This is a genomic window from Brevundimonas vesicularis NBRC 12165 (genome assembly GCF_001592205.1).
GTDB lineage: Bacteria > Pseudomonadota > Alphaproteobacteria > Caulobacterales > Caulobacteraceae > Brevundimonas > Brevundimonas vesicularis.
This window is the reverse complement of record NZ_BCWM01000001.1, coordinates 178,954-200,303: the sequence shown is the minus strand read 5'-3', so window position 1 is coordinate 200,303 and position 21,350 is coordinate 178,954. Positions and strand designations below refer to the sequence as shown.

Here is a 21,350-nt window from a genome sequence, read left to right as displayed (position 1 = left end):
CATCAATCCGGCGTCCACACCTGCGTGGGCCGCACGAAACGCTCGCCCATGGCCAGACGCACGCCGCTGGCGTTTGCGACGCCCAGTTCCAGACTTTCGGCGATGCGACGGGCGCGTTCAACGAAGTGGTCGGCGGCGATGGGCGGGCACAGGGCGCGCGCAGTTTCGACGAACAGCTCCAGCCAGCGATCGAAATGCCGCGCATCGATGGGAAGGGGCAGATGTTTCGGCATCGGCCTGCCTTGATAGACGCCGGTGGACAGGGCGACCGACGACCAGAAAAGCTTCATCTGCGCCAGATGCGGCGCCCAGTCGGTGATCCGGTCCGCGAAGATCGGGCCGATCAGGGCGTCGTCGCGGACGCGGGCGTAGAAGCCTTCGACCAGGGCGTCGATCATGGCCTCGTCGATACCTGTCTCGTCTCGCAGGCGCTGGACGGCGGCCCCGCGCCGCGCGGCGGCGCTGGCGGGGTCGTCGATGCGGAAAAGGGTTTGCATGACGGCTGGTCTAGCGGGAGCCAGCCTATTGGTCGAGGAAGTCGCCGGCGTTGAACGACAGGATGCAGACAGCGTCTCCGCCCATCGCATCGGTCGAGCAGGAATCGACTCCGAACAGGTCGGCCTCGACCTTTGCGGTCGAGCGGAAGGTGCGGCCGTCACGCTGGAATGTCGATCCGATCTTCTCGCTCCAGGGAATCAAGGCTGTGGCGAAGGCGGCGGCCGGCGCACCCGTGCAGGTGAACAGGATATATTCTGCGCCGTCCCCGTTGTCCGCGCGACGATAGGCGTCGGCTGCGGCAGCCTGCTCCAGGCAGGCGGCATAGAGCCGTGCGTTGGGCGTCGGCGCCTGGGTCGGCACGGCGCTGTAATTCGGGGCAGACGGCCGCCGGTCCGGCGCAGTCGCGCATGCGGCGCAAGCCAGTGTGGAGACGATGGCGAGGGTGATGACGGTCTTCATGGTTGTCTCCTCAACGCCAAGCTTCTCACGCGGCCGTGTTCGACGCCAGACTTGCGCATTGCGGGATTACGACCCATCCTCCTTGTTCTGACGCGTTTTGCAGAAGGTTTGACGATCATGATCATCGCATTGGCCACCGGTTCCGCCCTGTCCGCCATGCTGCTCGTGATCCTCAATGCCAATCAGCCCAAGCCGAAACGCGTCCCCGTCCGCACTCGCGACACTCGACAAGGTCGCCGCTAGGACGCCGGACGGCGCCACATTATTCGACAATCTGAGCCTGACGTTCGGGCCTGAGCGAACCGGCATCGTCGGTCGCAATGGCGCGGGCAAGAGCACGCTGCTGCGCCTGATCTCGGGCGAAGCCGCGCCTGCCGAGGGTGCAGTCGCGCGAGCTGGAACGATCGGCGTGCTGGATCAGCGTTATGAGCCGGCGCCAGACGAAACCGTCGCGCGAACCCTCGGTGTAGAATCTGCGCTGGCTGTTGTGGCGCGGGTTTTGGCGGGGCAGGGAACGGCTGACGATCTGGCCGAGGCTGACTGGACGCTGGAGACTCGTCTTGACGAGGCCTTGCGAGAGATCGGGCTGCCTGACCTGGACCACGACCGCCTGACGTGCAGTCTCAGCGGGGGCGAGCAGACGCGGTTGCGGCTGGCGGGTTTGAGGCTGGCCCAGCCCGATCTGATCCTGCTGGACGAGCCGACCAATCATCTGGATGCGCAGGCGCGGGCGCTGGTCGCCGATGTCATCGCGCGTTGGGACGGCGGGGTCGTGGTGGTCAGCCATGATCGCAACCTGTTGCGCCGCATGGACCGAATCCTTGAGGTGTCGAGCCTGGGCGTCGCCAGCTACGGCGGCGGCTATGACGCCTATGTCGAGCGAAAGGCGCTGGAGCGCGAGGCGGCGACGCGGGATCTGGCCGAAGCCAAGCGCGAACTCGCGCGTGTCGGCGCGGAGGCTCAGCAGCGCGCGGAGGCTCAGTCGCGCCGTGACGCCGCCGGCCGTCGCAAGGCCGCCAAGGGCGATATGCCGAAAATCCTGCTGGGCGCCCGGGCCGAGCGCGCTGAAAACACGGGCGCGCGCGGCGGCTTGCTGGCCGAACGTCAGGCCGCGGCCGCGCAGGACGCCTTGGCCTCAGCCCAGGCGCGCGTAGAGCGAACGCGGACGCTGGCGATCCCGATGCCGACGACCGGCCTGCCAACGGGACGGACAGTGCTGACATTGGACCAAGTCGGTTGGGCGACACCTGAGGGACGGACGATCGTCGGGCCGGTCGACCTGAAGCTGGTCGGGCCGGAACGAGTCGCGATCACGGGACCGAACGGCGCGGGCAAGACGACCTTGCTGCGGCTGATCACCGGCGATCTGCAACCGACCACGGGCGCCGTCGATCGGCCTGTGCGTGCGGTGCTGCTGGATCAGGAGGTCAAGATCCTGAGCCCGGACGAAACCTTGGTGGAGGCGTGGCGGCGATTGAACCCGCAAGGGTCGGTCAATGACGCCCAGGCGGCGCTGGCGCGGTTCCTGTTTCGCAATACGGCGGCGCAGCGCCGGGTCGGCGAGCTGTCAGGCGGGGAGCGGCTGAGGGCGGGTCTGGCCTGCGTCATGACAGGCGCGACGCCGCCGCAGTTGCTGGTGCTGGACGAGCCGACGAACCACCTCGACCTGGACGCCATCGCGTCGATCGAGGAGGCGCTGAACGCCTATGACGGCGCGTTGATCGTGGTGAGCCACGACGTGGATTTCCTGGCGGCGCTGAAGATCACGCGCCCGATCGAACTCTGAAGTCGGTCAACCCCAGGCCTCGACGGCGCCCTTGCGACGGACCATCGACGGGCTGGACAGTTGGGTGCGCGGCTCGGCTTCAGCGCGGCCGAAGAGCCAGCCTTGGCCGTATTCGACGCCCGCCGCCTTGAGCTCGGCGGCGACGCCGTCGGTCTCGATCATCTCAGCAATCGTTTCCAGCCTCATCGAACGGCACAGTTCGACGATGCTGTGCAGCATGGCCTTGGACCGTTGGTCGGTCTGGATGTCGCGCACGATGGCTCCGTCGATCTTGACCGAATCCACGGACAGTTTGCGCAGATAGTCGAAGGCGGCGGCCCCTGCGCCGAAATCGTCGATGCAGACCTTGATACCGGCTTCGCGCAGCGCAGCCAGGCGACGGTCGGCGGCTTCGATGTCTGCAACGGCGGAGGTTTCGGTCACCTCGACCATCAGGCGACGGCGTTCCTCGGGCGCGCCGGCGGTCATGCGCAGCAACTGCTCGACGTAGGTGTCATCGCCCAGCGAGGCGCCCGAAACATTGATCGCCATCTTCAGAAGGCCGGCGCCGGGCTGGCGCATCCGCTTCAGCACCTTCTCCGCCACGGCGAGGTCGAACGACTCGATCATGTCCAACTCCTCGGCCATGCGAATGGCCTCGGCGGGTCCATTGTTGCCGTTGAAGCGGGTCAGGGCCTCGAAGTGGTGGACCGCGCGGGAGTCCAGATGGACGATGGGCTGATAATGGACCTGGAACTCGCGCGACTTGACCAGGCTGCGGAAAGTTTCAGCGTCGCGGAAGGTGCGCTTTAGCGAGTCCGCGAAGGCGATCTGCGGATTGGCGAGGCCGTCGCCCTTCAGACAGCCTTCGATGGCGAACCGCATGGCGCGCAGCACGCACAGGGAATCCGATCCGGGCGGCACGGGCGAGCTGAAAGCCTCGGCGCCCAGCGATAGGCCTTCGGCCCGACCGGCTTCCACGATCTCGGCTGCGATGTCGCGACGGTCGTTGGCGGGGCGCAGCAGGGCGAAGCGGACGCCGGTGACCTGCGACGCGCTCGACCCCTCGACGGCGGCGGACTGAAGCGTGGCCTCGATGCGGCGGTTCAGACGGTCGGCGGCGTCGCCAGTGACGTTCTCAAGCCCCGTGATGTCAAGGAAAGACAGGGCCAGGTCGGGATTAGACTCCAACACGCGCCCTGCGTCGGCCAGGAAATCTTCCGGCTCAAGAAGCGGGCGGGTTTCCAGATCCTCCAGCGCGAAGGCCGGGCCTTCGTAGGATATGGCGCAGGAGACGGCGGGCGCCATCTGCGGCAGGACGAAGGCGCGGAACGAGGCGCGGCGCACGCGGTCAGGACCGGCCGCCACAAGGATCGACGTCGCCGGAATACGCACACCGGCCTTCATGCCTTGCAGGGCGGTCAGGGTAGAGGCGCCGTCGTGCAGCAGATCGAGCAGGGGACGGCCCGTCCAGGTCGCGCCTGCGTCTTCGCCGGCCACGGCGCCCGCGCCGATCGCAAAGGCGACCACGCCTTTCGGATCCACCTCCACCAGGGTGTCGGCGGAAGCGAAGGCCAGGCCTAGGAGGCGAGTGGTCAGCGTCATGAGGCCATGCTGGCACACAGTCGCTTAAAAAATAGGCAATGACCCTTAGGACGCGAACCGTGATCTGCGAACGGCGAAGGGCCGTCCCTTCAGGCCATGCGCTTCAGGCCATTCGGTTCAGGGCGACAGCGCGTCCGTCGCCTAGCGAGGCGCGGCCGTCGGCGGCATAGGCGGAGGCGGGTGTGCGAGCAGCGGTGACCTCCGCCGCGATGGCGCGGACCAGACCCTCGGAGATTTGACGCGCGGCGTCGACGGCGCGGCTGTGGCGAGTCAGGGCCGCGTCGAACTCACGCGTGGCGTCGATCAGTGTCCTGCGGTCTTCCATCGGAGCGCCGCTTAGCAGCGCCGGATTGGCCTTCACATGGGCGGAATCGCGACGGTAGAGATTGGCCATCTCCTGGGTTTCCGACAGACCGGCCGCCACATCCTGAGGACGGCCATCGGCGAAAGCGGCTGTTTCGGCCCTCAGCCGCTCGGTCAGGCGCAAGGTCAGGGTCGTCAGCTGGCGAACGCGTGCCTGGGCCAGTTCAGTGTCGCTCATTGCCGGCCCTCCTGCATCTTCAGCATTTCGGCCATGACGGTGTTGCTCAGGCCGATGCCACCGGCCTTCACCGTGCTCTTGGCCATTTCGTCCAGCATGAAGCTACGCCATGTCGCCTCGCCCTGACCGCCGCCGAACAGGCCGTCGGTCGACAGGCCTTCGAACATCGGCTTCAGCATCTGCGAGATGAAGGTGGCCTCGAAGGCCTTGGCGGTTTCCGCGATTTTGTCACGGTTCACGGCCGTTGGGGCGGCCGCGGCGGGGCGCAGCAGATCGGCGGAGACGGTCAGGTCGGTCATGCTCACATCACTTCGATGTCGGCCTGCAGGGCGCCGGCGGCCTTGATGGCCTGCAGAATGCTGATCATATCACGCGGGCTGACGCCCAAGGCGTTCAGGCCGTTGACCAGGGTGGACAGGTTGGCCCCGCCGCCGACCAGCCGCATCTGGGTGCCCAGATCCTCTTCGACGTTCACCTGGGTCGAGGGCACGACGGCGGTCTGGCCCCGGCTGAAGGGCGCCGGCTGACTGACTTGCGGCTGTTCGTCCACCGATATGGTTAGGTTGCCCTGGGCGATGGCGACGCGAGAGATGCGCACGGCGTCCCCCATGACGATGACGCCGTTGACCTCGTCGATAATGACCTTGGCGGGGGTATCGACGCTGACGGCCAGGTTTTCGATCCGGCTGATGAAGCCCGCCATGCCCAGTTCACCAGGCGCGCGCAGGGCGACGACCGTGCCGTTCTCGGCCAAAGCCGAGCCTGGATAGGCGGCGTTGACGACGGCGGCGACGCGCTGGGCGGTGGTGAAGTCGGGGTTGCGCAGATTCAGGCGTACCTCGTTCATATTGGCCATCTGGAAGCCGGTCTCGCGCTCGACCAGGGCGCCCGAGGCGATGCGGCCGGCGGTCGGCACGCCGCGCGTCACCGACGACCCCGAACCGCCAGACGCCGAGACGGCGCCGGTCTGGACCGAGCCTTGCGCCACCGCATAGACCTGACCGTCCGCGCCTTGCAGGCTGGTGACAACCAGCGAACCGCCCAGCAAGCTTTTAGCGTCGCACATAGAGGCCACCGACACGTCGATGCGCGAGCCGGGCGTGGCGAATGCGGGCAGGTCGGCGGTGACCATGACGGCGGCCATATTCTTGGTGTTGGCGTTGGCCCCGCGAATGTTGACGCCCAGCCGCTCGGTCATGCCTTCCAGCGATTGGCGGGTGAAGGGGCAGTTGCGTAAGGAATCGCCCGTGCCGTTCAGCCCCATGACCATGCCGTAGCCGACCAACTGGTTGCCTCGCACGCCCTCGATGGCGGCGATGTCCTTGATGCGCGACTGCGACTGGGCCAACGCCGAGGTCGCGCCGCCGGCGACGACGAGCGTCGCGGCGACGGAGGCGATCAGGCGGGCAAGCAGATTTTGCATCGGTCAGGCGTCCACGCAACGTTACGCCGTCATCACTGCGAGGATCGTGCCGAAGAATTAACGACGTGAATTCAATGTCGGTCGGCCTTTGACGGTCAGAGAAGCGGCAGGATTTGCCGGGGCGTTAACCAAACAGTCACCGCCGCCCGTCATCCATGATTTCATGACGCGGAGCACCTGCACATGAAGGTTGTCGGCCCCAACGGCGTCAGCACGCCTGCCAGCACACGTCCTACGCGATCCGCCAGCGGCTTCTCGCTAGGGCAGACTGCGGCTACCCCTGCGCCTGCTGCAACGACCGCCAGCGCAGCGACGGGCGGGGTTTCTGACGTCTCGGCCTTGATGGCCCTTCAAGGGGTCGAGGGGCCGCTGGAAAAGCGACGTCGCGCGATCCGGCGCGGCAGCGGTCTTCTGGATCGCCTTGACGAAATCAAGCTGGCCCTGCTGAACGGCGACGCCGCCGAGGGGGCTCTGGACCGTCTGGCGCGGAGCCTGCGCGAGGAGCGCGCCGCCGACGACGACAAGGACCTGGGCGCCTTGCTGGATCAGATCGACCTGCGCGCCTCAGTCGAACTAGCGAAGGCGGAAATGCGCCGCAACCGCCCCTGACACGAAATAATCGTCTGACATCAGGCGGCTAAGCTTCGGCACTGAGTGACTTTTGCCACTGTCCGGCGGTTAGTCGCCCTATTTTCATCACGGAATCGAGAACCGCGTTGCCGCGACTCGACGGGCTGATTATACGGCCATCTACGCCACAGGGGGGCGTGTTAGAGAGCGTGAGATCGATGAGCGCCTTGGCGTCCGTTGTGTCCGACGAAACCGGCCCGTATCGGCCGTCTGACAGCGAGCCGTTCATGAACGAACGGCAGCAAGCCTATTTCAAGAAGAAGCTGCTGGCCTGGAAGGATGAGATCCTTCGCGAGTCCAAGGGCACGGTCGTCAATCTGAAGGCCGAAACCGAAAACCACCCCGATCTGGTGGACCGGGCGTCTTCGGAATCCGATCGCGCGCTGGAGTTGCGCACCCGCGACCGACAACGCAAGTTGATCTCCAAGATCGACGACGCGCTGCGCCGGATCGAGGATGGTTCCTACGGCTACTGCGAGGATACGGGCGAACCCATCAGCCTGGGTCGTCTGGAAGCCCGTCCGACGGCAACGCTGTCGGTCGAAGCCCACGAACGCCGCGAACGCGTTCACCGCGACGACTGAGGTTTAAGCCTTCCGCGCCTTGACTTCGCCGGGTTGCGGGGCGACCTAGCCGCCTCGCTTTCGAGGTCGTCTATCCATGTCCGTCAAGGTTCGTTTCGCCCCGTCGCCCACGGGTAAGCTGCATGTCGGCAATGTCCGAACTGCCTTGGTGAACTGGATGTTCGCCAAGGGGCAGGGCGGATCGTTTGTGTTGCGCATCGACGACACCGACTTGGCGCGCTCCACGCCCGAGTTTGAACAGGGGATCGAAGACGACCTGACTTGGCTGGGGATGCCGTGGGACGAGCGTTACAACCAGTCCAAGCGGTTCGATCGCTACGAAGAAGCGGCCGCCAGGCTGAAGGCGTCGGGGCGGCTATATCCCGCCTATGAGACCGCCGACGAGCTGGACCGTCGCCGCAAGGTGCAACTGTCGCGCGGCCTGCCGCCGATCTATGACCGCGCGGCGTTGGAACTGACCGAAGAGCAGAAGGCCGCTTACGAAGCCGAAGGGCGCCGCCCCCATTGGCGCTTCAAGCTGGATGGCAAGCGCGTCGCCTGGGAAGACTTAGCGCGCGGTCATGCGGAGGTGGACACCGCCTCGATGTCGGACCCGGTGCTGATCCGCGAGGACGGTCTGTTCCTCTACACACTGCCGTCGGTGGTCGATGACATCGACATGGCCATCACGCACATCATCCGGGGCGAGGATCACGTCACCAACACCGGGGCGCAGATCGAAATCTTCGAGGCGCTGGGCGCGCCGGTTCCGGGCTTCGCCCACATGCCGCTGCTTGTCGGCGCCGACGGCGCGGCCCTGTCCAAGCGTCTGGGATCGCTGTCGATCAGCGACATGCGCGACCAGGGCTATGAGCCGATCGCGATCACCAGCCACCTTGGCCGGATAGGCACCTCTGATCCGCTGGAAGTCGGCGCCTCGATTGAGGCTCTGGGACAGAGCTTCGCCTTCTCCAAGATGGGCCGTTCGCCGGCGCGTTACGATACGGCGGATCTGGACCGGCTGAACGCCCAGGCGCTGCACGTCATGGATTATGCGACGGCGCAGCCGCGTCTTCAGGCTCTCGGCGCCGATCTGGGCGAAGCCTTCTGGAATACGGTGCGGGGCAATCTGACGAAGTTCGCCGACGTCGCGGACATGGCGCAGATCGTCCGTGGTCCGATCCAACCGGTGATCGAAGATGCGACCTTCATTGAAACAGCGCTGCGTCTGCTGCCGGAAGTGATCGACGAGAACGCCTGGTCGGCGTGGACCTCGGCCGTCAAGGCCGAGACGGGCGCGAAGGGTAAGGCGCTATTCATGCCGCTGCGTCTGGCGCTGACGGGGCAGCAGCATGGGCCGGACATGGCGGCCATGGCGCCGCTGATCGGTCGCGAAACCATCCAGCGGCGTCTGAGAGGTGAGGCGGCCTAAGCCGCCTTAGGCATTCTAGGCGTTGCAGACAGCCAGTTCGTCTGCGCTCAGGGCGACGCCCTTGTAGGAGAAGGCGGTCACGGGACCGAACTTCTGAACCACGCGACGGCAAGCGCGCGTCGCGGGCTGTTCGGTGCCGCCCGCGGCGGTGCAGGTCGCGCCTTCGCAGGACCAACGAGCGCCGTCGATGATGGTGGCGCGTGCGGGCGCCTTGGCGGCGTCGGCCAGCGTCAGGCTGGTGGCGGCGGGGGCTTGGGCGACCGCAGGGGCGGCGGCGAACAGGGCGGCGGCGATCAGCAGAGCGCGCATTGAAAACTCTCCGAAATGAAGAACGGCGTCATGCCGCTGCGCTCCCATGTCAGTTTTCGATAAAAACTGTCAAGACGCGCGCAGCGGATTATGAGCGATGATCACTTATCGATGATCATGTTTCAATTGCGGCGCATCGCCGCCGGCCTGAACCTGCGCCATCGCCTCTTCGACGGTTTCAGCGACGGTCCAAGCGTCCAAGAACGACGGCGGCGTCATTCCTTCTGCGACGCTGTGCTTCATCAGGTCGAAGAAGCCATTCCAGAAGCCGTTCAGGTTCAGGAAGACGACCGGCTTGTGGTGCAGGTCCAGCCGCTTCCAGGACAGCAGCTCCACGACCTCTTCTAGGGTGCCGATGCCGCCGGGCGCGACCACGAAGGCGTCGGACTGGTCGTACATCAGTTGTTTGCGCTCATGCATCGAAGTGACGACGACAGTCTCGACGTCGTCGAACAGGCGTTCGCGGCTGCGCAGGAAAGCCGGCATGATGCCGACGACCCGGCCGCCCGCCTCATGCGCGCCACGCGCCGAGGCCCCCATCAGGCCCACGCCGCCGCCACCATAGACCAGCCGCCAGCCCGCCTCGGCCGCCACCTTGCCGAAGGCGTAGGCGGCTTCGGTATAGGTGGGATCGGCGGTCTCGGAGGCGCCGCAGAACAGGCAGACGGAAGAGCCGTCGAACGGCAGGAACGAAACGGGGGGCAGGGACATGGAGCCTCGAAGAAAACGAATAGGCGGCCTGGCCATGGCCAAACCGACGGCGCTCAAGCTAACACAGGCTCGAGCCGCTGGGTCGCCAGTCCTATATTGTAGAGGCGCAGGATGAAACGTCAGATGATGGTCGCGTGTGTCGCGGTCCTGGCTGCCGCAGCCTGTTCCGATCAGCAGGGCGGCGTGGCGGGGCCGACGGGGGCCGACGAGGCCTCGCCCTGGGTTCGCCCGCCCCAGATTGATGGCGTGATGCGCGACGGCGGCGTTCTGGTGCTGCGCGGCGGGGCGGGGCCCAATGCGCGCGTCGTGCTGCGTGCGCCGGATACTGCGGCCGTGGCGACGACGGCGGACGGCGCGGGGCGGTTCGAACTGCGACTGCCGCCTTTGAGCGGCGATGTGCGCTTTACGCCCGAGGTGCAGGTGGGCGAGGACGCCGCCGTCTCGCCTGAGACGCTGGTGGTGATCCAGGGCGGAGCCGGTCCCGTCGCCCTGATCGCAGCAGGCCAGCCGACTGTCCGGCTCGATGGCGGCGAGGGGCTGGATGCGGTGGATTCGGACGGTGCGACTCTAATGGCGTCAGGCCGGACGAATGGGGCGGCTCCCTCGGTCAATATCAACGGTGCAGATATGGCGCCGACGGCGATCGGACGCGGCCGCTGGCGGGCAGTCATCGGACAGTCGGGTGGGGCGACGATCACGGTGAATGGAAAGCGCTTCGACTATCCGGGCGCGGGGGCGACTGCGGGCTTCGTCGTCGAGCGGGCGGGGGCGGGCTGGCGGATCACATGGCCCGTCGATCCAGCGGGACGTCAGACGACCTGGCTGCCGGACTGAAGGCGCTTAACGATCTGGAAACCATTTCGGTTAAGGAATGGGCCGTCCTCAGGGACACCATCACCGAACCTGCTTGCAGCCCGGCGCCCCCGCCGGGCTTCTTTTTTGCCGGTCGATCAGCCCTTCCTCGGCGTGTCTTTGACCCTGTCGGTGCGATCACGGAACAGGGCGGCGCGGGCGAGCAGGATCAGGGTGACCGGCGTCGTGACCGTCAGGAACAGGCCGATCAGGATTTCGCGCGGCATGAAACGCCGCTCCACGGTCGTGAACCAGACGATTGACGCCAAAAGGACCAGGACCATGCCTAGCGTGGCCCCAAGCGTCGGGGCATGGACGCGCTCATAGAAGGTCTTCAGCCGAACCAGCCCAACCGCGCCCAGTAGCGAAAGGGCCGAGCCGATGACGGCCAGGGCGACGACTATGATGGCGGCCCATGCGGGAACGTCAGCTTGGGTCATTCAATCACCTCGCCGCGCATCAGGAACTTGGCCAGGGCCACGGTGGCGGCGAAGCCCAACATGCCGATCACCAGGGCGGCCTCGAAATAAAGCTGGCTGTTGGTGCGGATGCCGAACACCACCACCAGCAGCATGCCGTTGAGATAAAGGGTGTCCATGCCCAGGACGCGATCCTGGGCGCGCGGACCGTGAATGATCCGCCATGCCGCCAGGCCCATGGCGCAGATCAGCATCAGCTGGGCCAGACCCAGACCCCAGGTCAGCACCGCCGCCGTCATTCGAAAATCTCCATCAGCCGGCGCTCGTAGCGATCCTTGATCAGCCGCACCCAGGTCTCTTCATCCACGAGATCCAGCACGTGCAGCAGCAGACGGCCGGTGGCGGACTCATACTCGACCCACAGGGTGCCGGGCGTCGAGGTGATGATGATGGCCAGGACCGCCAGGCCATATCGGTCGCGCAGATCCAGCGGGATATGGATGAAGCCGGATGTGCGCTCATGCCGTCGCCGCCCCAGAATGATGTGCGACACCGCCCAGTTGGAGCGCACGATGTCGCCGACGACGTCGATGGCGAGGCGCATTATGGCCATCGGCGCCTTTACCCGCACGCGATCCACGCCCAGCGCCAACATGATGATCGGCGCCAGAAGGGCCAGCAGCACCGCGAGCGCCAGAGACGGCGGTGCGACCGAGGCGCTGAGGAGGATCGAGGCGACGAACAGGCCGAGTGAAAGGATGGGGTAGGGGAGGATGCGTCTCATCGCCCGCTCCCGCCCAACACCGCGTGGATGTAGCCTTGCGGGTCAGCCAGCCAGGCCGCCGTGTGGTCGGTGTAGATCAGGCCAGAGCCAGCGAAGATTGCCAGGAACACGCAGGCGCCAAGCAGGGCTGCGACCGCCGTCAGCTCGGCCGCACCCACCACGAATGCCGGCGCATCTTCGTCGCGTGTCCAGATCGCGCCGACGCCCAGGCGCGTCAGGCCGATCAAGGCGCCAAGACTGGATACGGAAAGCACGGCGACCAGCGTCCAGGCCGCCGCATCGCCAACGCCGACCAGGGCGCTGATCATCGACAGTTTTCCAACGAAGCCGGCCAAGGGCGGCAGGCCGGCGACCATCAAGGTGCAGATCAGAAAGGCGCCGCCCAGGGCGGCGACGGCCGCCGGAATGACCAGGCCCGGCTCGTTGCGCTCTTCGTCGTCGAACGGATCACGATATTCGTCATCGAAAACAGCGCGCGCCTCTCCGACATCGGATTCTCGCCCTCGCTGGAGAATCTCGGCCAGCAGAAACAGGGCTGCGCAGGCCAGAGTTGAGCCGATCAGGTAAAAGAGCGCGCCGCTGAGGGTCGCCGCATCGCCGACGCCCAGGCTGGCCAGAACGGTGCCGGAGGAAATCATCACACCGAACCCGGCGGCGCGCGACAGATCGCGAGAGGCGATCAGGCCGAACGTGCCGAACGCTATGGTCGCCATTCCGCCGACAAACAGCCAGGTCAGGCCAAATCCGGCGGAGGCGCCCGCGTCGGCGCCGAACAGCAGCAGACTGAGGCGGATGACCACGTAGACCCCGACCTTGGACAGGATGGCGAAGACCGCCGCCGCCGGCGCGCTGGCAGCCGAATAGGTCGGGGTCAGCCAGAACCCCAAGGGCCACATGGCGCACTTGATCAGAAAGGCCGTACCCAGCACCGCCGCTCCGATATGAAACAGTCCCAGGTCATCCACTGAGATGGTCGCAACCCGCGTTGCAACATCCGCCATGTTCAGCGTGCCGATCACCCCGTAGATCAGGCTGACGCCGATCAGGAACAGCAAGGACGCGGTCAGATTCACGGCGATATAGATCACGCCTGCCCGCACACGCGCCTCGCCCGACCCATGCAGGGCCAGTCCGTATGAGGCGGCCAGCATGATCTCGAAAAAGACGAACAGGTTGAACAGGTCGCCGGTCAGCAGGGCGCCGTTCACCCCCATGATGAGAAGCAGGAACAGGGCGTGGAAGCGCGGCCCCGCCCGGTCCCATCGCGCCAGGGCGAAGATCAGGGCGCATCCGCCCAAAACGCTGGTCAGCGCGACCATCATCGTCGACAGCCGGTCGGCCACCAGGACGATGCCGTAGGGCGCAGCCCACGATCCCAGGCGATAGACCCGCGCAGTATCGCCGCCGCCCACGGCGCCGTTTGCGCTTTCGTGCAGCAGAACCAAGGCCATGATCAGAATGGCGGCCATAGCGCTCAAGCTGAGCGCCGCCTTCAGCGTTCGGCGACGCTCGTCCAGCAGCAGCATGGCTGAGGCGATGATCATCGGCAGGACGATGGGGCCGATGATCAGATGGGCGTTCCAGTCGATCATGCGTCCGGCTCCTTGCCATCGACATGGTCGCTGCCGGTGATGCCGCGCGCGGCCAGAATGACAACCAGGAACAGCGCGGTCAGGGCGAAGCTGATGACGATCGCGGTCAGGACCAGCGCCTGCGGCGTCGGGTCGGTGTAGCGCGAGGGGTCGGAGACCTCGCCCGCCAGCACCGGCGGCGCGCCCGACCTCAGCCGTCCCATGGCGAAGATGAAGATATTGACCGCATAGGACAGCAGCGACAGCCCCATGATCACCTGGAAGGTGCGCGGGCGCAGCAGCAGCCAGACGCCAGAGGCCGACAGCACGCCGATGGCGAGGGCGAGAACCAGCTCCATCATGACGGCTCTCCTTCTTCGGCGTCTCTTTGCTTGGGCTTGCGCAGCGACTGGTGCGCCAGGGCGACGAGGGTCAGGACCGTGGCGCCCACGACCAGAACGACCACGCCCAAGTCGAACAGCACGGCGCTGGCCAACGGCACGCGGCCCAGGATCGGCAGATCGGCATACTGGAACCAGGACGTCAGGAAGGGATAGCCGAACAGCCACGATCCGAGCCCGCTGAGGGCGGCGATCACCAGGCCGGCGCCGATCCAGAAGATGGGCCGGATCGCCAGCCGCTCTTCGACCCAGCGAGCGCCCGAAGCCATATATTGCAGGATGAAGGCAATCGACAGGGCCACGCCCGCCGCGAAACCCCCGCCCGGCAGGTCATGCCCGCGCAGGAACAGGTGAACGGCGAGCAGGATGATGAAGGGGAAGATCCAGCGCATCACCACGCGGGGGATCAGCATGGTCTCCTTCAGCGTGTCGCCCTCCGATCGCGTCTCATGATCGCGGTCTGAGGCATCCTGCACGCTCTGCTGGCTGGGATTGGACAGGGTGTCGTCGGCGGGACGGAAGCGGCGCAGCAGGGCGAAGATCGTCAGGCCGACAATGCCCAGAACCGTGATCTCGCCGAAGGTGTCGAAGGCGCGGAAGTCGACCAGGATGACGTTGACGATGTTGCGCCCGCCCGCGTCCTTATAGGCGTGCTCGACGAAGAAGCGCGAAATCCCCTCGATCGATGGACGCGTCATGACGGCGTAGGAAATGGCCGTCAAGGACGCGCCGGCGGCGGCGGCGATGATCAGGTCGATACGGCGGCGGCGACGAGATCGCATCTCCATGGCCTGTGGCAGGCGAATGGTCTCCAGCCGTTTCGGCAGCCAGCGTAGGCCCAGCAGCAGCAGGACGGTGGTCACGACCTCGACCAGCAGTTGGGTTACGGCCAGATCTGGCGCCGACAGCCAGACGAAGGACAGGCAGCTGGCCAGACCTGCGCCGCCCATCAGAACCACGGCAGCCAGTCGGTGATATTTCGCCTGCCATGCCGCCGCGACTGCACAGCTGGCGCCGACCAGCCAAAGACCGGCGAAGGCCCAGTTTGACAGGGTCAATGTCGGCATGATCGGGCCGATGACCAATCCTGCGCCGATCGCCGCCAGCCCTCCCGCCAGCAGGGCGACCAAGACGATGGCCCTCAGCTGTGCCTGTTGTCGTGTGGCCCCCAACAGGCGAACCATCGCCTCCGAGCCCTTGAACAGGCCGGTCATGGTTCGCTCGAACAACCAGCCGCCGTTCAGACGCTTCCAGCCCCACGGTCCGCCGCGCGGATTGGCGTTGATGCGTTTGCCGAAGACGACATAGAGACCCACGCCGCCGGCGAGGGCGATAAGGCTCAGCACTAACGGAAGGTTGAATCCGTGCCACAGGGCCAGGCTGTAATAGGGCAGATCGAAGCCCAGCACCGAAACTGCGGCGCTCTTCAAGAACGGCCCCACCGTCACAGCCGGGAAGATGCCGACGACCAGACACAGCGCGACTAGCACCTCGACGGGGCGACGCATCCAGGCGGGCGGCTCGTGCGGGATGCGATCCAGCTCGGTCGGAGGCGGGCCGAAGAAGGTCGCGTGGATAAACCGCAGTGAATACAGAACGCTGAAGGCGCTGGCCAAGGTGGCCAGGGCGGGCAGCAGCATGTTCAGGCCGTGCGTATGTGCGCTGGCCACCGCCTCGGCCAGGAACATTTCCTTGGACAGGAAGCCGTTCAACAGGGGCACGCCCGCCATCGCGGCTGCGGCCACCATGGCCAGGGTCGCTGTAAAAGGCATGAAGCGGAACAGACCGCTGAGCTTGCGCATATCGCGCGTGCCGGCCTCGTGATCGATGATGCCGGCGGCCATGAAGAGCGACGCCTTGAAGGTGGCGTGGTTCACCGTGTGGAAGATGGCCGCAATACAGGCCAGCGGACTGCCTAATCCCAGCAGCAGCACGATCAGGCCCAGATGGCTGATCGTCGAATAGGCCAGCAGGCCTTTGAGATCATGCTGGAAGATGGCGCACCAGGCGCCGAGCAGCAGCGTCGCCAGACCCATGCCGCCGACGATCAGATACCAGCTCTCCGACCCCGCCAAGACGGGCCAGAAGCGGATCAGCAGGAAAATGCCTGCCTTCACCATGGTCGCGGAGTGCAGATAGGCGCTGACCGGCGTCGGCGCGGCCATGGCGCGGGGCAGCCAGAAGTGGAACGGAAACTGTGCGCTCTTGGTCATCGCGCCGAGCAGCAGCAGGATCAGCGCGGGCAGATACAGCCGGCTGGTCTGGATCGCCTCGCGTGACGCCAAGACGACATCGAGGTCGTAGCTGCCGACGATCCGCCCGATCAGGATCATCCCGACCAGCAGGGCGATGCCGCCCATGGCCGTCACCGTCAGCGCCATGCGGGATCCTTCGCGCGCGGCGGGGTTCTGGTGCCAATAGCCGATCAGAAGGAACGAAAAGAGGCTGGTCAGCTCCCAGAATACGACCAGCTGGATCAGATTGCCCGACAGCACCACGCCTTGCATCGCCCCCATGAAGGCCAGCAGGAAGGAGAAGAACCGCGGCACCGGATCCTTCGGCGACATGTAGTAGCGGGCATACAGCACCACCAAGGCGCCGATCCCCAGGATCAGGGCGCTGAACAGCCACGACAGTCCATCCAGTCGCAGCACCAGATTGACGCCCAGCGACGGCAGCCACGGGATTTCGTAGCGCAGCGTCTCCCCGTCCTGGAACATCGGCCATAGCGCAGCCAGACACCCCAGGCTGACCAAGGCCACGATCCAGGACAAGATGGCGGCCGAGGTGCGTGCGTGACGCGGCAAGCCGGACGCGACGATGGCGCCAAGGAACGGCAGGACCAGGATGACGACGAGAAGGAAGCTGATGGACATCGAGGCGGGGCGTCTCTCCTGGATCGTGAGGGATAGCTTTGCCAACGCTCAAGGTTGGCCAAGGTTCGCTATGATCTACGGGCAGGGGCGGGGTGCGTCAAAGCGACACCAGAGCGCGGCGCGCCCGCGCACAACAGCTCGGCCGCGGTGCGAAAAGGATCAGGTATTATGGAAAGTTTTCGACCTAACGCCTTGTCTGGCCTCAGTCTTTACCCCGAGTGGCTCCGCAGGTAGGATTCGAACCTACGACCAGCCGATTAACAGTCGGCTGCTCTACCACTGAGCTACTGCGGAACATCTGCTCGGGAGGCGGGCGTATAGCAGCGGCCGTTCTGATCTTGCAATGGGAAAACGAGCCAATCGAAACGATATTTATCGAAGATCCCGACGACCCGCGTGTTGCGGCCTACCGCGATATCCGCGAGCGCGATCTGACGGGTCGTCAGGGACTGTTCATCGCGGAAGGGGAGGTGGTGGTGCTTGGACTGGCGTCGATGGCGTCGCGCTGTCAGCCCTTGTCGCTGCTGCTGGCGGAAAAGCGCGTTGCGGCCTTGGGCGATGTCATCACGTCTCTGCCGTCCGCGACGCCCGTCTATGTTGCGAGCCAAGCCGTGCTGGACCGGATCGCGGGATTCGAACTGCATCGGGGCATTCTGGCCTTGGGCCAAAAGCCCGAGCCGCTGTCGCTGGACAAAGTGCTGGCGGATATCGGGTCGCAGGACGTGTTCGTCGTGGCTAGCGGGATCGGCAACCACGACAATGTCGGCGGCTTGTTCAGGAACGCCGCCGCGTTCGGCGCCACGGCGGTGCTGCTTGATCCGACCTGCTGCGACCCCTTTTACCGCAAGGCGATTCGCGTTTCGGTCGGCGCGGTGCTGCGCACGCCGTTCGTCGTGGCCGGCGCGACAGACATTATCGAGGCCCTGCAGCGGGCCGGCGTCGAGGTGTTGGCGCTGACGCCTTCGGCGACCGAGCGGCTTTCGGACTACAGGCGCGCCGGACCGGTCGCTCTGATGCTGGGGTCGGAAGGTCCGGGGCTGCCCAAGGATTTGATCGACCGTTGCCGGCCGATCGGCATCGCTATGGCGGGCGGGTTCGATTCGCTGAATGTCGCGGCGACCAGTGCGGTTGCGCTTCATCACCTGACGACGACGGCGCTTGCTGGAAGCTGAAAACGCGAAGGCCGCCCCGAGGGGCGGCCTTCGTCCGTATCGTCGCGATGGAGGCCTGACCGGGAATCGAACCCGGGTGCAAGGATTTGCAGTCCTCTGCGTCACCACTCCGCCATCAGGCCGCTTTCTGTCCCCGATTTCTCGGGGGCGGTCATCGCGAGGGGCGTTCGCTATCAGATCGGATTGTCCGCTGCAACGCACGGACCTATAAGCGCGCGAGTTTTCCTCCCGGATTATCGTTGAAGGCTGCCTTACAGATGGATTTCACCGCAGAGCGCAAGGCCATGGTCGACTCGCAGGTGCGAGTGAACGACGTGACGGATCGCGCGATTCACCTGGCCATGATGGCCGTGCCGCGTGAAAAGTTCTGCGCGCCTGATCGCGCCTTCGCCGCCTATTCCGAAGAATCGGTGGTGATCGCGGGCGAGCGCCGCCTGATGCCGGCGCGCGACGTCGCCAAGCTGCTGCAAGCCGCCGATGCACGTGAAGGCGAGAAGGCCCTGGCCATCGCCGCGCCCTACGCCGCCGCCCTGCTGGCCCGTATGCGCGTCAGCGTCACGGCTCAGGAATCGGACGACGCCGTTTTCGTCGTGGTCGGCGAGCCCCTGTCTGAAGCGGGCGTGGCGACCGTCGTCGCGCCGCTGGCTCAGCCGACCGGCGAAGGATGGGACCTGATCATTTCCGAAGGCGGCGTCGAGAGCCTGCCCGAATCGTGGGGCGCGGCCCTGCGTCCCGGCGGCCGGATCGTCGTGGTCGAACGCCGCGGCGCCATCGGCAAGGCGGCCCTGTATGTTCAGACGCGCGAAGGGCTGTCGCGCCGCGAACTGTTTGATTCGTCGCCAGCGGTCCTTGCCGAGCTGAAGCCCGCCCCCACTTTTGCGCTGTAAGACCAAAGAGACGCGCGGTTGCGGCGGAAATCCCGTTCGCAACCGTGAAGAAAACTTAACTGGCGTGTGGTTCGGTCAGGCCGCAGTTACGCTTGAGAAAACATTCGGGCGTTCTTCGGAGCGTCACGCAAGGACGGACAATGTTGAAACGCTCGCGTGTGCTGGCTTCGGCCGCTGTGGTCGCCGTGATGACTGGTCTGGGCGCGCCGGCCTGGGCCGAGACGCTGCAGGACGCCATCGCCCTGGCCTATCGGACCAACCCCAACCTGCTGGCCCAGCGCGCCAACCAGCGTGCGCTGGACGAGACGGTGGTTCAAGCGCGGTCGGGCCTGCGCCCGACCATCGGCGCCTCGGCCGGCGTCGACTATACCCGCAGCGACTTTCCCGCCGTGACCCAGTTCGTCGATACGAACGGCGACGGCATACCCGACACCCAAGTCACGACCTCATCGTCCGAAACCGAAGGCGCCAATGTCGGCGTCAGCGTCAGCCAGAATGTCTGGACCGCCGGTCGCACCTCGCGCGCCATTGATCAGGCGCGCGCCAGCGTCCTGGCCGGCCGTGAGAACCTGCGTGAGATCGAGCAGTCGGTCATGCTGTCGGTGATCCAGGCCTATGTGAACGTCACCCGCGACATGGAAATCCTGCGTATCCGTCAGGAGAACCTGACGGTGCTGCAACGCCAGCTGGAAGAAACCAGCGCCCGTTTCGAGGTCGGTGAGATCACCCGCACCGACGTGGCCCAGGCCGAAGCTTCGCAGGCGCAGTCCGAGGCCGACCTGGCGAACGCCCAGGCCCAGTTGTCCACATCGCGCGCCGCCTATGCAGCCGTCGTCGGCCAGTCGCCGGCCGATCTGGAAGCCGCGCCGGTCCTGCCGGAAGTGCCCAGCGACTTCGACGTCGCCATCGAGACCGCGTTGCAGCGCAATCCCGCTGTCCTGGCCGCAACCTATCAACTGCAAAGCGCCGAGGCCGCCGTTGCGGCCGCCCGTTCGGAATATCTGCCGTCGGTGCGCGCCACCGCCTCCTATGGCGGATCGACCAACGATCTGGGCGACCTCGGTGAACTGGCTGATCGCCGCAGCTTCACGGCCGGCGCCACTCTGTCCGTGCCGCTGTTCACCGGCGGCCTGAACCGCTCGCGCGTCGCCCAGGCTTTGGAGCGCGCCAACGCGGCCCAGATTGGCATCGAGGGCGAGCGCCGCACCGTGCTGCAGAACGTCAGCTCGGCCTACGCCCAGGTGCTGTCGACCCGCGCCACGGTCGCGGCCGGCACGGAAGCCGTTCGCGCCGCATCGGTCGCGGCCGAAGGCGTGCGCCAGGAAGCCCAGGTCGGTCTGCGCACCACGCTGGACGTGTTGAACCAGGAACTAGCGCTTCGGAATGCCCAGACTTCGGTCGCCAGCGCCCGCGCCGCTGAATATGTCGCCCGCGCCTCGCTGCTGGCCGCCATGGGCCAGTTGGAAGGCCCGGCGCTGAACCCGACGATCGAGGCCTATGATCCCGCTGCGAACTACGACCAGGTCAAGGGACGCGGCGGCCTGCCGTGGGACGGCGTGATCGAGACGCTGGACCGCGTGGCCTCGCCGCCGATCGTGACAACGCCGGACACCGCCGACGCGCCGATCGACGCTCAGCTCAAGGGCGAGGTTGTGCGCACGGCGCCGCAGAACTGACCGCGTCGAATACGGACGGAAACCGCCCGTTGATTCCGACGGGCGAAGATGCGACGACAAGGCACAGGTTTCGAGCGATCCATCGTTCGGCGCCCACCCCTTCTACCCAGGCCTCGCCCAAGGTTGCGCCATGACCGATCAGTCCGCCCAGGAACCGACCATGGAAGAGATTCTGGCGTCGATTCGCCGGATCATCTCCGAAGACGAGGCCCCGGCCGAGACGCCGGCCGCCGCGATGCCGGAAGCCACGCCTGAGCCGGTTCCCGAGCCGATCGCGGCCGAAACCGTCTTCGCCGCCCCGGTCGAGCCGACGCCGGAACCCGCCGCCGTCGAAGACGACGTGCTGGAACTGACCGACCGCTATGAAGCGCCGGCCGAGACCATCGGCGACCTGGACGTGGTCGAACATTCGCCCGCGCCCTATCAGCCCGAGCCTGAACCCGCGCCGGCTTACGAATCGGCTCCCGAGCCGGCCCCGGCCTATGACACTCTGGTCGGCGACAGCGCCGCCGCCAGCGCGGCCTCGGCCTTTGCGGGCCTGGCCGCCAGCTTCAAGAAGCCTGAGCCGGCTCCGTCGGCCTCGGGCGACCTGCCCTTCGTCAGCGGCAACACGGTCGAGGCCATGGTCGCCGAGATGCTGCGCCCGCTGCTGAAGGACTGGCTGGACAACAACCTGCCCGGCATCGTCCAGGCGGCGGTACAAAAGGAAGTCGAACGCATCGCGCGCAGCGCCTAGCCCTTCGCTTCAGCCCAGACTAATCCGAGGGGCGGCTCCT

General features: G+C 66.1%; 23 protein-coding genes and 2 tRNA genes. 9 read left to right on the top strand and 16 right to left on the bottom strand.

All coding sequences use genetic code 11. The features are described 5' to 3' along the window. Window positions 1-2: 2 nt before the first annotated feature. Both BVE01S_RS01020 and BVE01S_RS01015 read right to left on the bottom strand, forming a co-directional pair. Complete coding sequence (locus BVE01S_RS01020) at window positions 3-497, bottom strand: group III truncated hemoglobin (RefSeq protein WP_066623087.1); 495 nt, start codon at window positions 495-497, stop codon at window positions 3-5. A 25-nt stretch (window positions 498-522) separates the two neighbouring features. Further along, window positions 523-957: a hypothetical protein gene (locus BVE01S_RS01015; protein WP_066623084.1), complete on the bottom strand. Its 435-nt coding sequence runs from the start codon at window positions 955-957 to the stop codon at window positions 523-525. Window positions 958-1,132: 175 nt separating this feature from the next. Between BVE01S_RS01015 and BVE01S_RS01010 the strand changes: the two genes are divergently transcribed. Beyond that, a complete protein-coding gene (locus tag BVE01S_RS01010) occupies window positions 1,133-2,743 on the top strand; it encodes an ABC-F family ATP-binding cassette domain-containing protein (RefSeq protein ID WP_066623081.1) in 1,611 nt (536 codons plus the stop codon). 6 nt (window positions 2,744-2,749) lie between these two features. Here BVE01S_RS01010 and BVE01S_RS01005 read toward each other — a convergent pair whose 3' ends face one another. From BVE01S_RS01005 to BVE01S_RS00990, 4 genes are all read right to left on the bottom strand, one after another. Further along, a complete protein-coding gene (locus BVE01S_RS01005) occupies window positions 2,750-4,327 on the bottom strand; it encodes an EAL domain-containing protein (RefSeq protein ID WP_066623078.1) in 1,578 nt (525 codons plus the stop codon). Window positions 4,328-4,430: 103 nt separating this feature from the next. Then, the gene (locus tag BVE01S_RS01000) at window positions 4,431-4,868 is read right to left on the bottom strand and encodes a flagellar basal-body protein FlbY (RefSeq protein WP_066623076.1); all 438 of its coding nucleotides are present in this window, start codon (window positions 4,866-4,868) and stop codon (window positions 4,431-4,433) included. Beyond that, on the bottom strand, window positions 4,865-5,167 hold the full coding sequence (locus BVE01S_RS00995; RefSeq protein ID WP_066623075.1) for a rod-binding protein: 303 nt from the start codon (window positions 5,165-5,167) through the stop codon (window positions 4,865-4,867). Before BVE01S_RS00995 ends, BVE01S_RS01000 begins: the two co-directional genes overlap by 4 nt. A 2-nt stretch (window positions 5,168-5,169) precedes the next feature. Next, window positions 5,170-6,291, bottom strand: coding sequence for a flagellar basal body P-ring protein FlgI (locus tag BVE01S_RS00990; protein ID WP_088582749.1), 1,122 nt, complete (start codon window positions 6,289-6,291; stop codon window positions 5,170-5,172). Window positions 6,292-6,474: 183 nt separating this feature from the next. On the opposite strand from BVE01S_RS00990, the gene BVE01S_RS00985 reads away from it, so the two are divergent. The 3 genes from BVE01S_RS00985 (at window position 6,475) to gltX (ending at window position 8,916) form a co-directional block, all read left to right on the top strand. Then, window positions 6,475-6,900: a flagellar assembly protein FliX gene (locus BVE01S_RS00985; RefSeq protein ID WP_066623074.1), complete on the top strand. Its 426-nt coding sequence runs from the start codon at window positions 6,475-6,477 to the stop codon at window positions 6,898-6,900. 179 nt (window positions 6,901-7,079) lie between these two features. Beyond that, a complete protein-coding gene (gene dksA / locus BVE01S_RS00980) occupies window positions 7,080-7,505 on the top strand; it encodes an RNA polymerase-binding protein DksA (RefSeq protein WP_084375231.1) in 426 nt (141 codons plus the stop codon). A gap of 76 nt (window positions 7,506-7,581) precedes the next feature. Then, complete coding sequence (gene gltX, locus BVE01S_RS00975) at window positions 7,582-8,916, top strand: glutamate--tRNA ligase (protein WP_066623072.1); 1,335 nt, start codon at window positions 7,582-7,584, stop codon at window positions 8,914-8,916. A 15-nt stretch (window positions 8,917-8,931) separates the two neighbouring features. Here gltX and BVE01S_RS00970 read toward each other — a convergent pair whose 3' ends face one another. Further along, window positions 8,932-9,225 (bottom strand): DUF8200 family protein, encoded by a 294-nt coding sequence (locus BVE01S_RS00970; RefSeq protein ID WP_017504618.1) that lies wholly within the window; start codon window positions 9,223-9,225, stop codon window positions 8,932-8,934. A 105-nt stretch (window positions 9,226-9,330) separates the two neighbouring features. Beyond that, the gene (locus BVE01S_RS00965; protein WP_066623070.1) at window positions 9,331-9,936 is read right to left on the bottom strand and encodes an LOG family protein; all 606 of its coding nucleotides are present in this window, start codon (window positions 9,934-9,936) and stop codon (window positions 9,331-9,333) included. A 111-nt stretch (window positions 9,937-10,047) separates the two neighbouring features. On the opposite strand from BVE01S_RS00965, the gene BVE01S_RS00960 reads away from it, so the two are divergent. Beyond that, window positions 10,048-10,770, top strand: coding sequence for a hypothetical protein (locus BVE01S_RS00960; RefSeq protein WP_218015894.1), 723 nt, complete (start codon window positions 10,048-10,050; stop codon window positions 10,768-10,770). Between the two features lie 116 nt (window positions 10,771-10,886). On the opposite strand, the gene mnhG is transcribed toward BVE01S_RS00960, so the two are convergent. From mnhG to BVE01S_RS00925, 7 genes are all read right to left on the bottom strand, one after another. Continuing rightward, window positions 10,887-11,228 carry a monovalent cation/H(+) antiporter subunit G gene (gene mnhG, locus BVE01S_RS00955; RefSeq protein WP_066623067.1) on the bottom strand — a complete coding sequence of 114 codons (342 nt, stop codon included), beginning with the start codon at window positions 11,226-11,228 and terminating at the stop codon, window positions 10,887-10,889. Then, window positions 11,225-11,506 carry a K+/H+ antiporter subunit F gene (locus BVE01S_RS00950; protein WP_045810222.1) on the bottom strand — a complete coding sequence of 94 codons (282 nt, stop codon included), beginning with the start codon at window positions 11,504-11,506 and terminating at the stop codon, window positions 11,225-11,227. Before BVE01S_RS00950 ends, mnhG begins: the two co-directional genes overlap by 4 nt. Beyond that, window positions 11,503-11,991 carry a Na+/H+ antiporter subunit E gene (locus tag BVE01S_RS00945; RefSeq protein ID WP_055804412.1) on the bottom strand — a complete coding sequence of 163 codons (489 nt, stop codon included), beginning with the start codon at window positions 11,989-11,991 and terminating at the stop codon, window positions 11,503-11,505. The genes BVE01S_RS00950 and BVE01S_RS00945 overlap by 4 nt, the downstream gene beginning before the upstream one ends. Continuing rightward, window positions 11,988-13,583: a monovalent cation/H+ antiporter subunit D gene (locus BVE01S_RS00940; RefSeq protein WP_066623064.1), complete on the bottom strand. Its 1,596-nt coding sequence runs from the start codon at window positions 13,581-13,583 to the stop codon at window positions 11,988-11,990. Before BVE01S_RS00940 ends, BVE01S_RS00945 begins: the two co-directional genes overlap by 4 nt. Then, entirely contained in the window at window positions 13,580-13,924 is a 345-nt protein-coding gene (locus BVE01S_RS00935) for a Na+/H+ antiporter subunit C (RefSeq protein ID WP_218015893.1), read from the bottom strand. The genes BVE01S_RS00940 and BVE01S_RS00935 overlap by 4 nt, the downstream gene beginning before the upstream one ends. Then, on the bottom strand, window positions 13,921-16,839 hold the full coding sequence (locus tag BVE01S_RS00930) for a monovalent cation/H+ antiporter subunit A (protein ID WP_066623058.1): 2,919 nt from the start codon (window positions 16,837-16,839) through the stop codon (window positions 13,921-13,923). The genes BVE01S_RS00935 and BVE01S_RS00930 overlap by 4 nt, the downstream gene beginning before the upstream one ends. 219 nt (window positions 16,840-17,058) lie before the next feature. Beyond that, window positions 17,059-17,133: transfer RNA gene (locus BVE01S_RS00925), tRNA-Asn, on the bottom strand. 44 nt (window positions 17,134-17,177) lie between these two features. Between BVE01S_RS00925 and BVE01S_RS00920 the strand changes: the two genes are divergently transcribed. Further along, window positions 17,178-18,011 carry a TrmH family RNA methyltransferase gene (locus tag BVE01S_RS00920; RefSeq protein ID WP_084375230.1) on the top strand — a complete coding sequence of 278 codons (834 nt, stop codon included), beginning with the start codon at window positions 17,178-17,180 and terminating at the stop codon, window positions 18,009-18,011. 48 nt (window positions 18,012-18,059) lie between these two features. On the opposite strand, the gene BVE01S_RS00915 is transcribed toward BVE01S_RS00920, so the two are convergent. Next, window positions 18,060-18,133, bottom strand: a tRNA-Cys gene (locus BVE01S_RS00915). 135 nt (window positions 18,134-18,268) lie between these two features. Between BVE01S_RS00915 and BVE01S_RS00910 the strand changes: the two genes are divergently transcribed. From BVE01S_RS00910 to BVE01S_RS00900, 3 genes are all read left to right on the top strand, one after another. Continuing rightward, window positions 18,269-18,898, top strand: coding sequence for a protein-L-isoaspartate O-methyltransferase family protein (locus tag BVE01S_RS00910; protein ID WP_066623056.1), 630 nt, complete (start codon window positions 18,269-18,271; stop codon window positions 18,896-18,898). Window positions 18,899-19,038: 140 nt separating this feature from the next. After that, window positions 19,039-20,574, top strand: coding sequence for a TolC family outer membrane protein (locus BVE01S_RS00905; protein WP_066623053.1), 1,536 nt, complete (start codon window positions 19,039-19,041; stop codon window positions 20,572-20,574). Between the two features lie 130 nt (window positions 20,575-20,704). After that, window positions 20,705-21,310 (top strand): DUF2497 domain-containing protein, encoded by a 606-nt coding sequence (locus tag BVE01S_RS00900; RefSeq protein WP_066551944.1) that lies wholly within the window; start codon window positions 20,705-20,707, stop codon window positions 21,308-21,310. Window positions 21,311-21,350 lie beyond the last annotated feature (40 nt).

Bases quoted from the DNA above. Each gene is read 5' to 3' on its own strand.
- BVE01S_RS01020 (WP_066623087.1), bottom strand. From the start codon at position 497: ATGCAAACCCTTTTCCGCATCGACGACCCCGCCAGCGCCGCCGCGCGG.
- BVE01S_RS01015 (WP_066623084.1), bottom strand. From the start codon at position 957: ATGAAGACCGTCATCACCCTCGCCATCGTCTCCACACTGGCTTGCGCC.
- BVE01S_RS01010 (WP_066623081.1), top strand. From the start codon at position 1,133: ATGCCAATCAGCCCAAGCCGAAACGCGTCCCCGTCCGCACTCGCGACA.
- BVE01S_RS01005 (WP_066623078.1), bottom strand. From the start codon at position 4,327: ATGACGCTGACCACTCGCCTCCTAGGCCTGGCCTTCGCTTCCGCCGAC.
- BVE01S_RS01000 (WP_066623076.1), bottom strand. From the start codon at position 4,868: ATGAGCGACACTGAACTGGCCCAGGCACGCGTTCGCCAGCTGACGACC.
- BVE01S_RS00995 (WP_066623075.1), bottom strand. From the start codon at position 5,167: ATGACCGACCTGACCGTCTCCGCCGATCTGCTGCGCCCCGCCGCGGCC.
- BVE01S_RS00990 (WP_088582749.1), bottom strand. From the start codon at position 6,291: ATGCAAAATCTGCTTGCCCGCCTGATCGCCTCCGTCGCCGCGACGCTC.
- BVE01S_RS00985 (WP_066623074.1), top strand. From the start codon at position 6,475: ATGAAGGTTGTCGGCCCCAACGGCGTCAGCACGCCTGCCAGCACACGT.
- dksA (WP_084375231.1), top strand. From the start codon at position 7,080: ATGAGCGCCTTGGCGTCCGTTGTGTCCGACGAAACCGGCCCGTATCGG.
- gltX (WP_066623072.1), top strand. From the start codon at position 7,582: ATGTCCGTCAAGGTTCGTTTCGCCCCGTCGCCCACGGGTAAGCTGCAT.
- BVE01S_RS00970 (WP_017504618.1), bottom strand. From the start codon at position 9,225: ATGCGCGCTCTGCTGATCGCCGCCGCCCTGTTCGCCGCCGCCCCTGCG.
- BVE01S_RS00965 (WP_066623070.1), bottom strand. From the start codon at position 9,936: ATGTCCCTGCCCCCCGTTTCGTTCCTGCCGTTCGACGGCTCTTCCGTC.
- BVE01S_RS00960 (WP_218015894.1), top strand. From the start codon at position 10,048: ATGAAACGTCAGATGATGGTCGCGTGTGTCGCGGTCCTGGCTGCCGCA.
- mnhG (WP_066623067.1), bottom strand. From the start codon at position 11,228: ATGACCCAAGCTGACGTTCCCGCATGGGCCGCCATCATAGTCGTCGCC.
- BVE01S_RS00950 (WP_045810222.1), bottom strand. From the start codon at position 11,506: ATGACGGCGGCGGTGCTGACCTGGGGTCTGGGTCTGGCCCAGCTGATG.
- BVE01S_RS00945 (WP_055804412.1), bottom strand. From the start codon at position 11,991: ATGAGACGCATCCTCCCCTACCCCATCCTTTCACTCGGCCTGTTCGTC.
- BVE01S_RS00940 (WP_066623064.1), bottom strand. From the start codon at position 13,583: ATGATCGACTGGAACGCCCATCTGATCATCGGCCCCATCGTCCTGCCG.
- BVE01S_RS00935 (WP_218015893.1), bottom strand. From the start codon at position 13,924: ATGATGGAGCTGGTTCTCGCCCTCGCCATCGGCGTGCTGTCGGCCTCT.
- BVE01S_RS00930 (WP_066623058.1), bottom strand. From the start codon at position 16,839: ATGTCCATCAGCTTCCTTCTCGTCGTCATCCTGGTCCTGCCGTTCCTT.
- BVE01S_RS00910 (WP_066623056.1), top strand. From the start codon at position 18,269: ATGGATTTCACCGCAGAGCGCAAGGCCATGGTCGACTCGCAGGTGCGA.
- BVE01S_RS00905 (WP_066623053.1), top strand. From the start codon at position 19,039: ATGTTGAAACGCTCGCGTGTGCTGGCTTCGGCCGCTGTGGTCGCCGTG.
- BVE01S_RS00900 (WP_066551944.1), top strand. From the start codon at position 20,705: ATGACCGATCAGTCCGCCCAGGAACCGACCATGGAAGAGATTCTGGCG.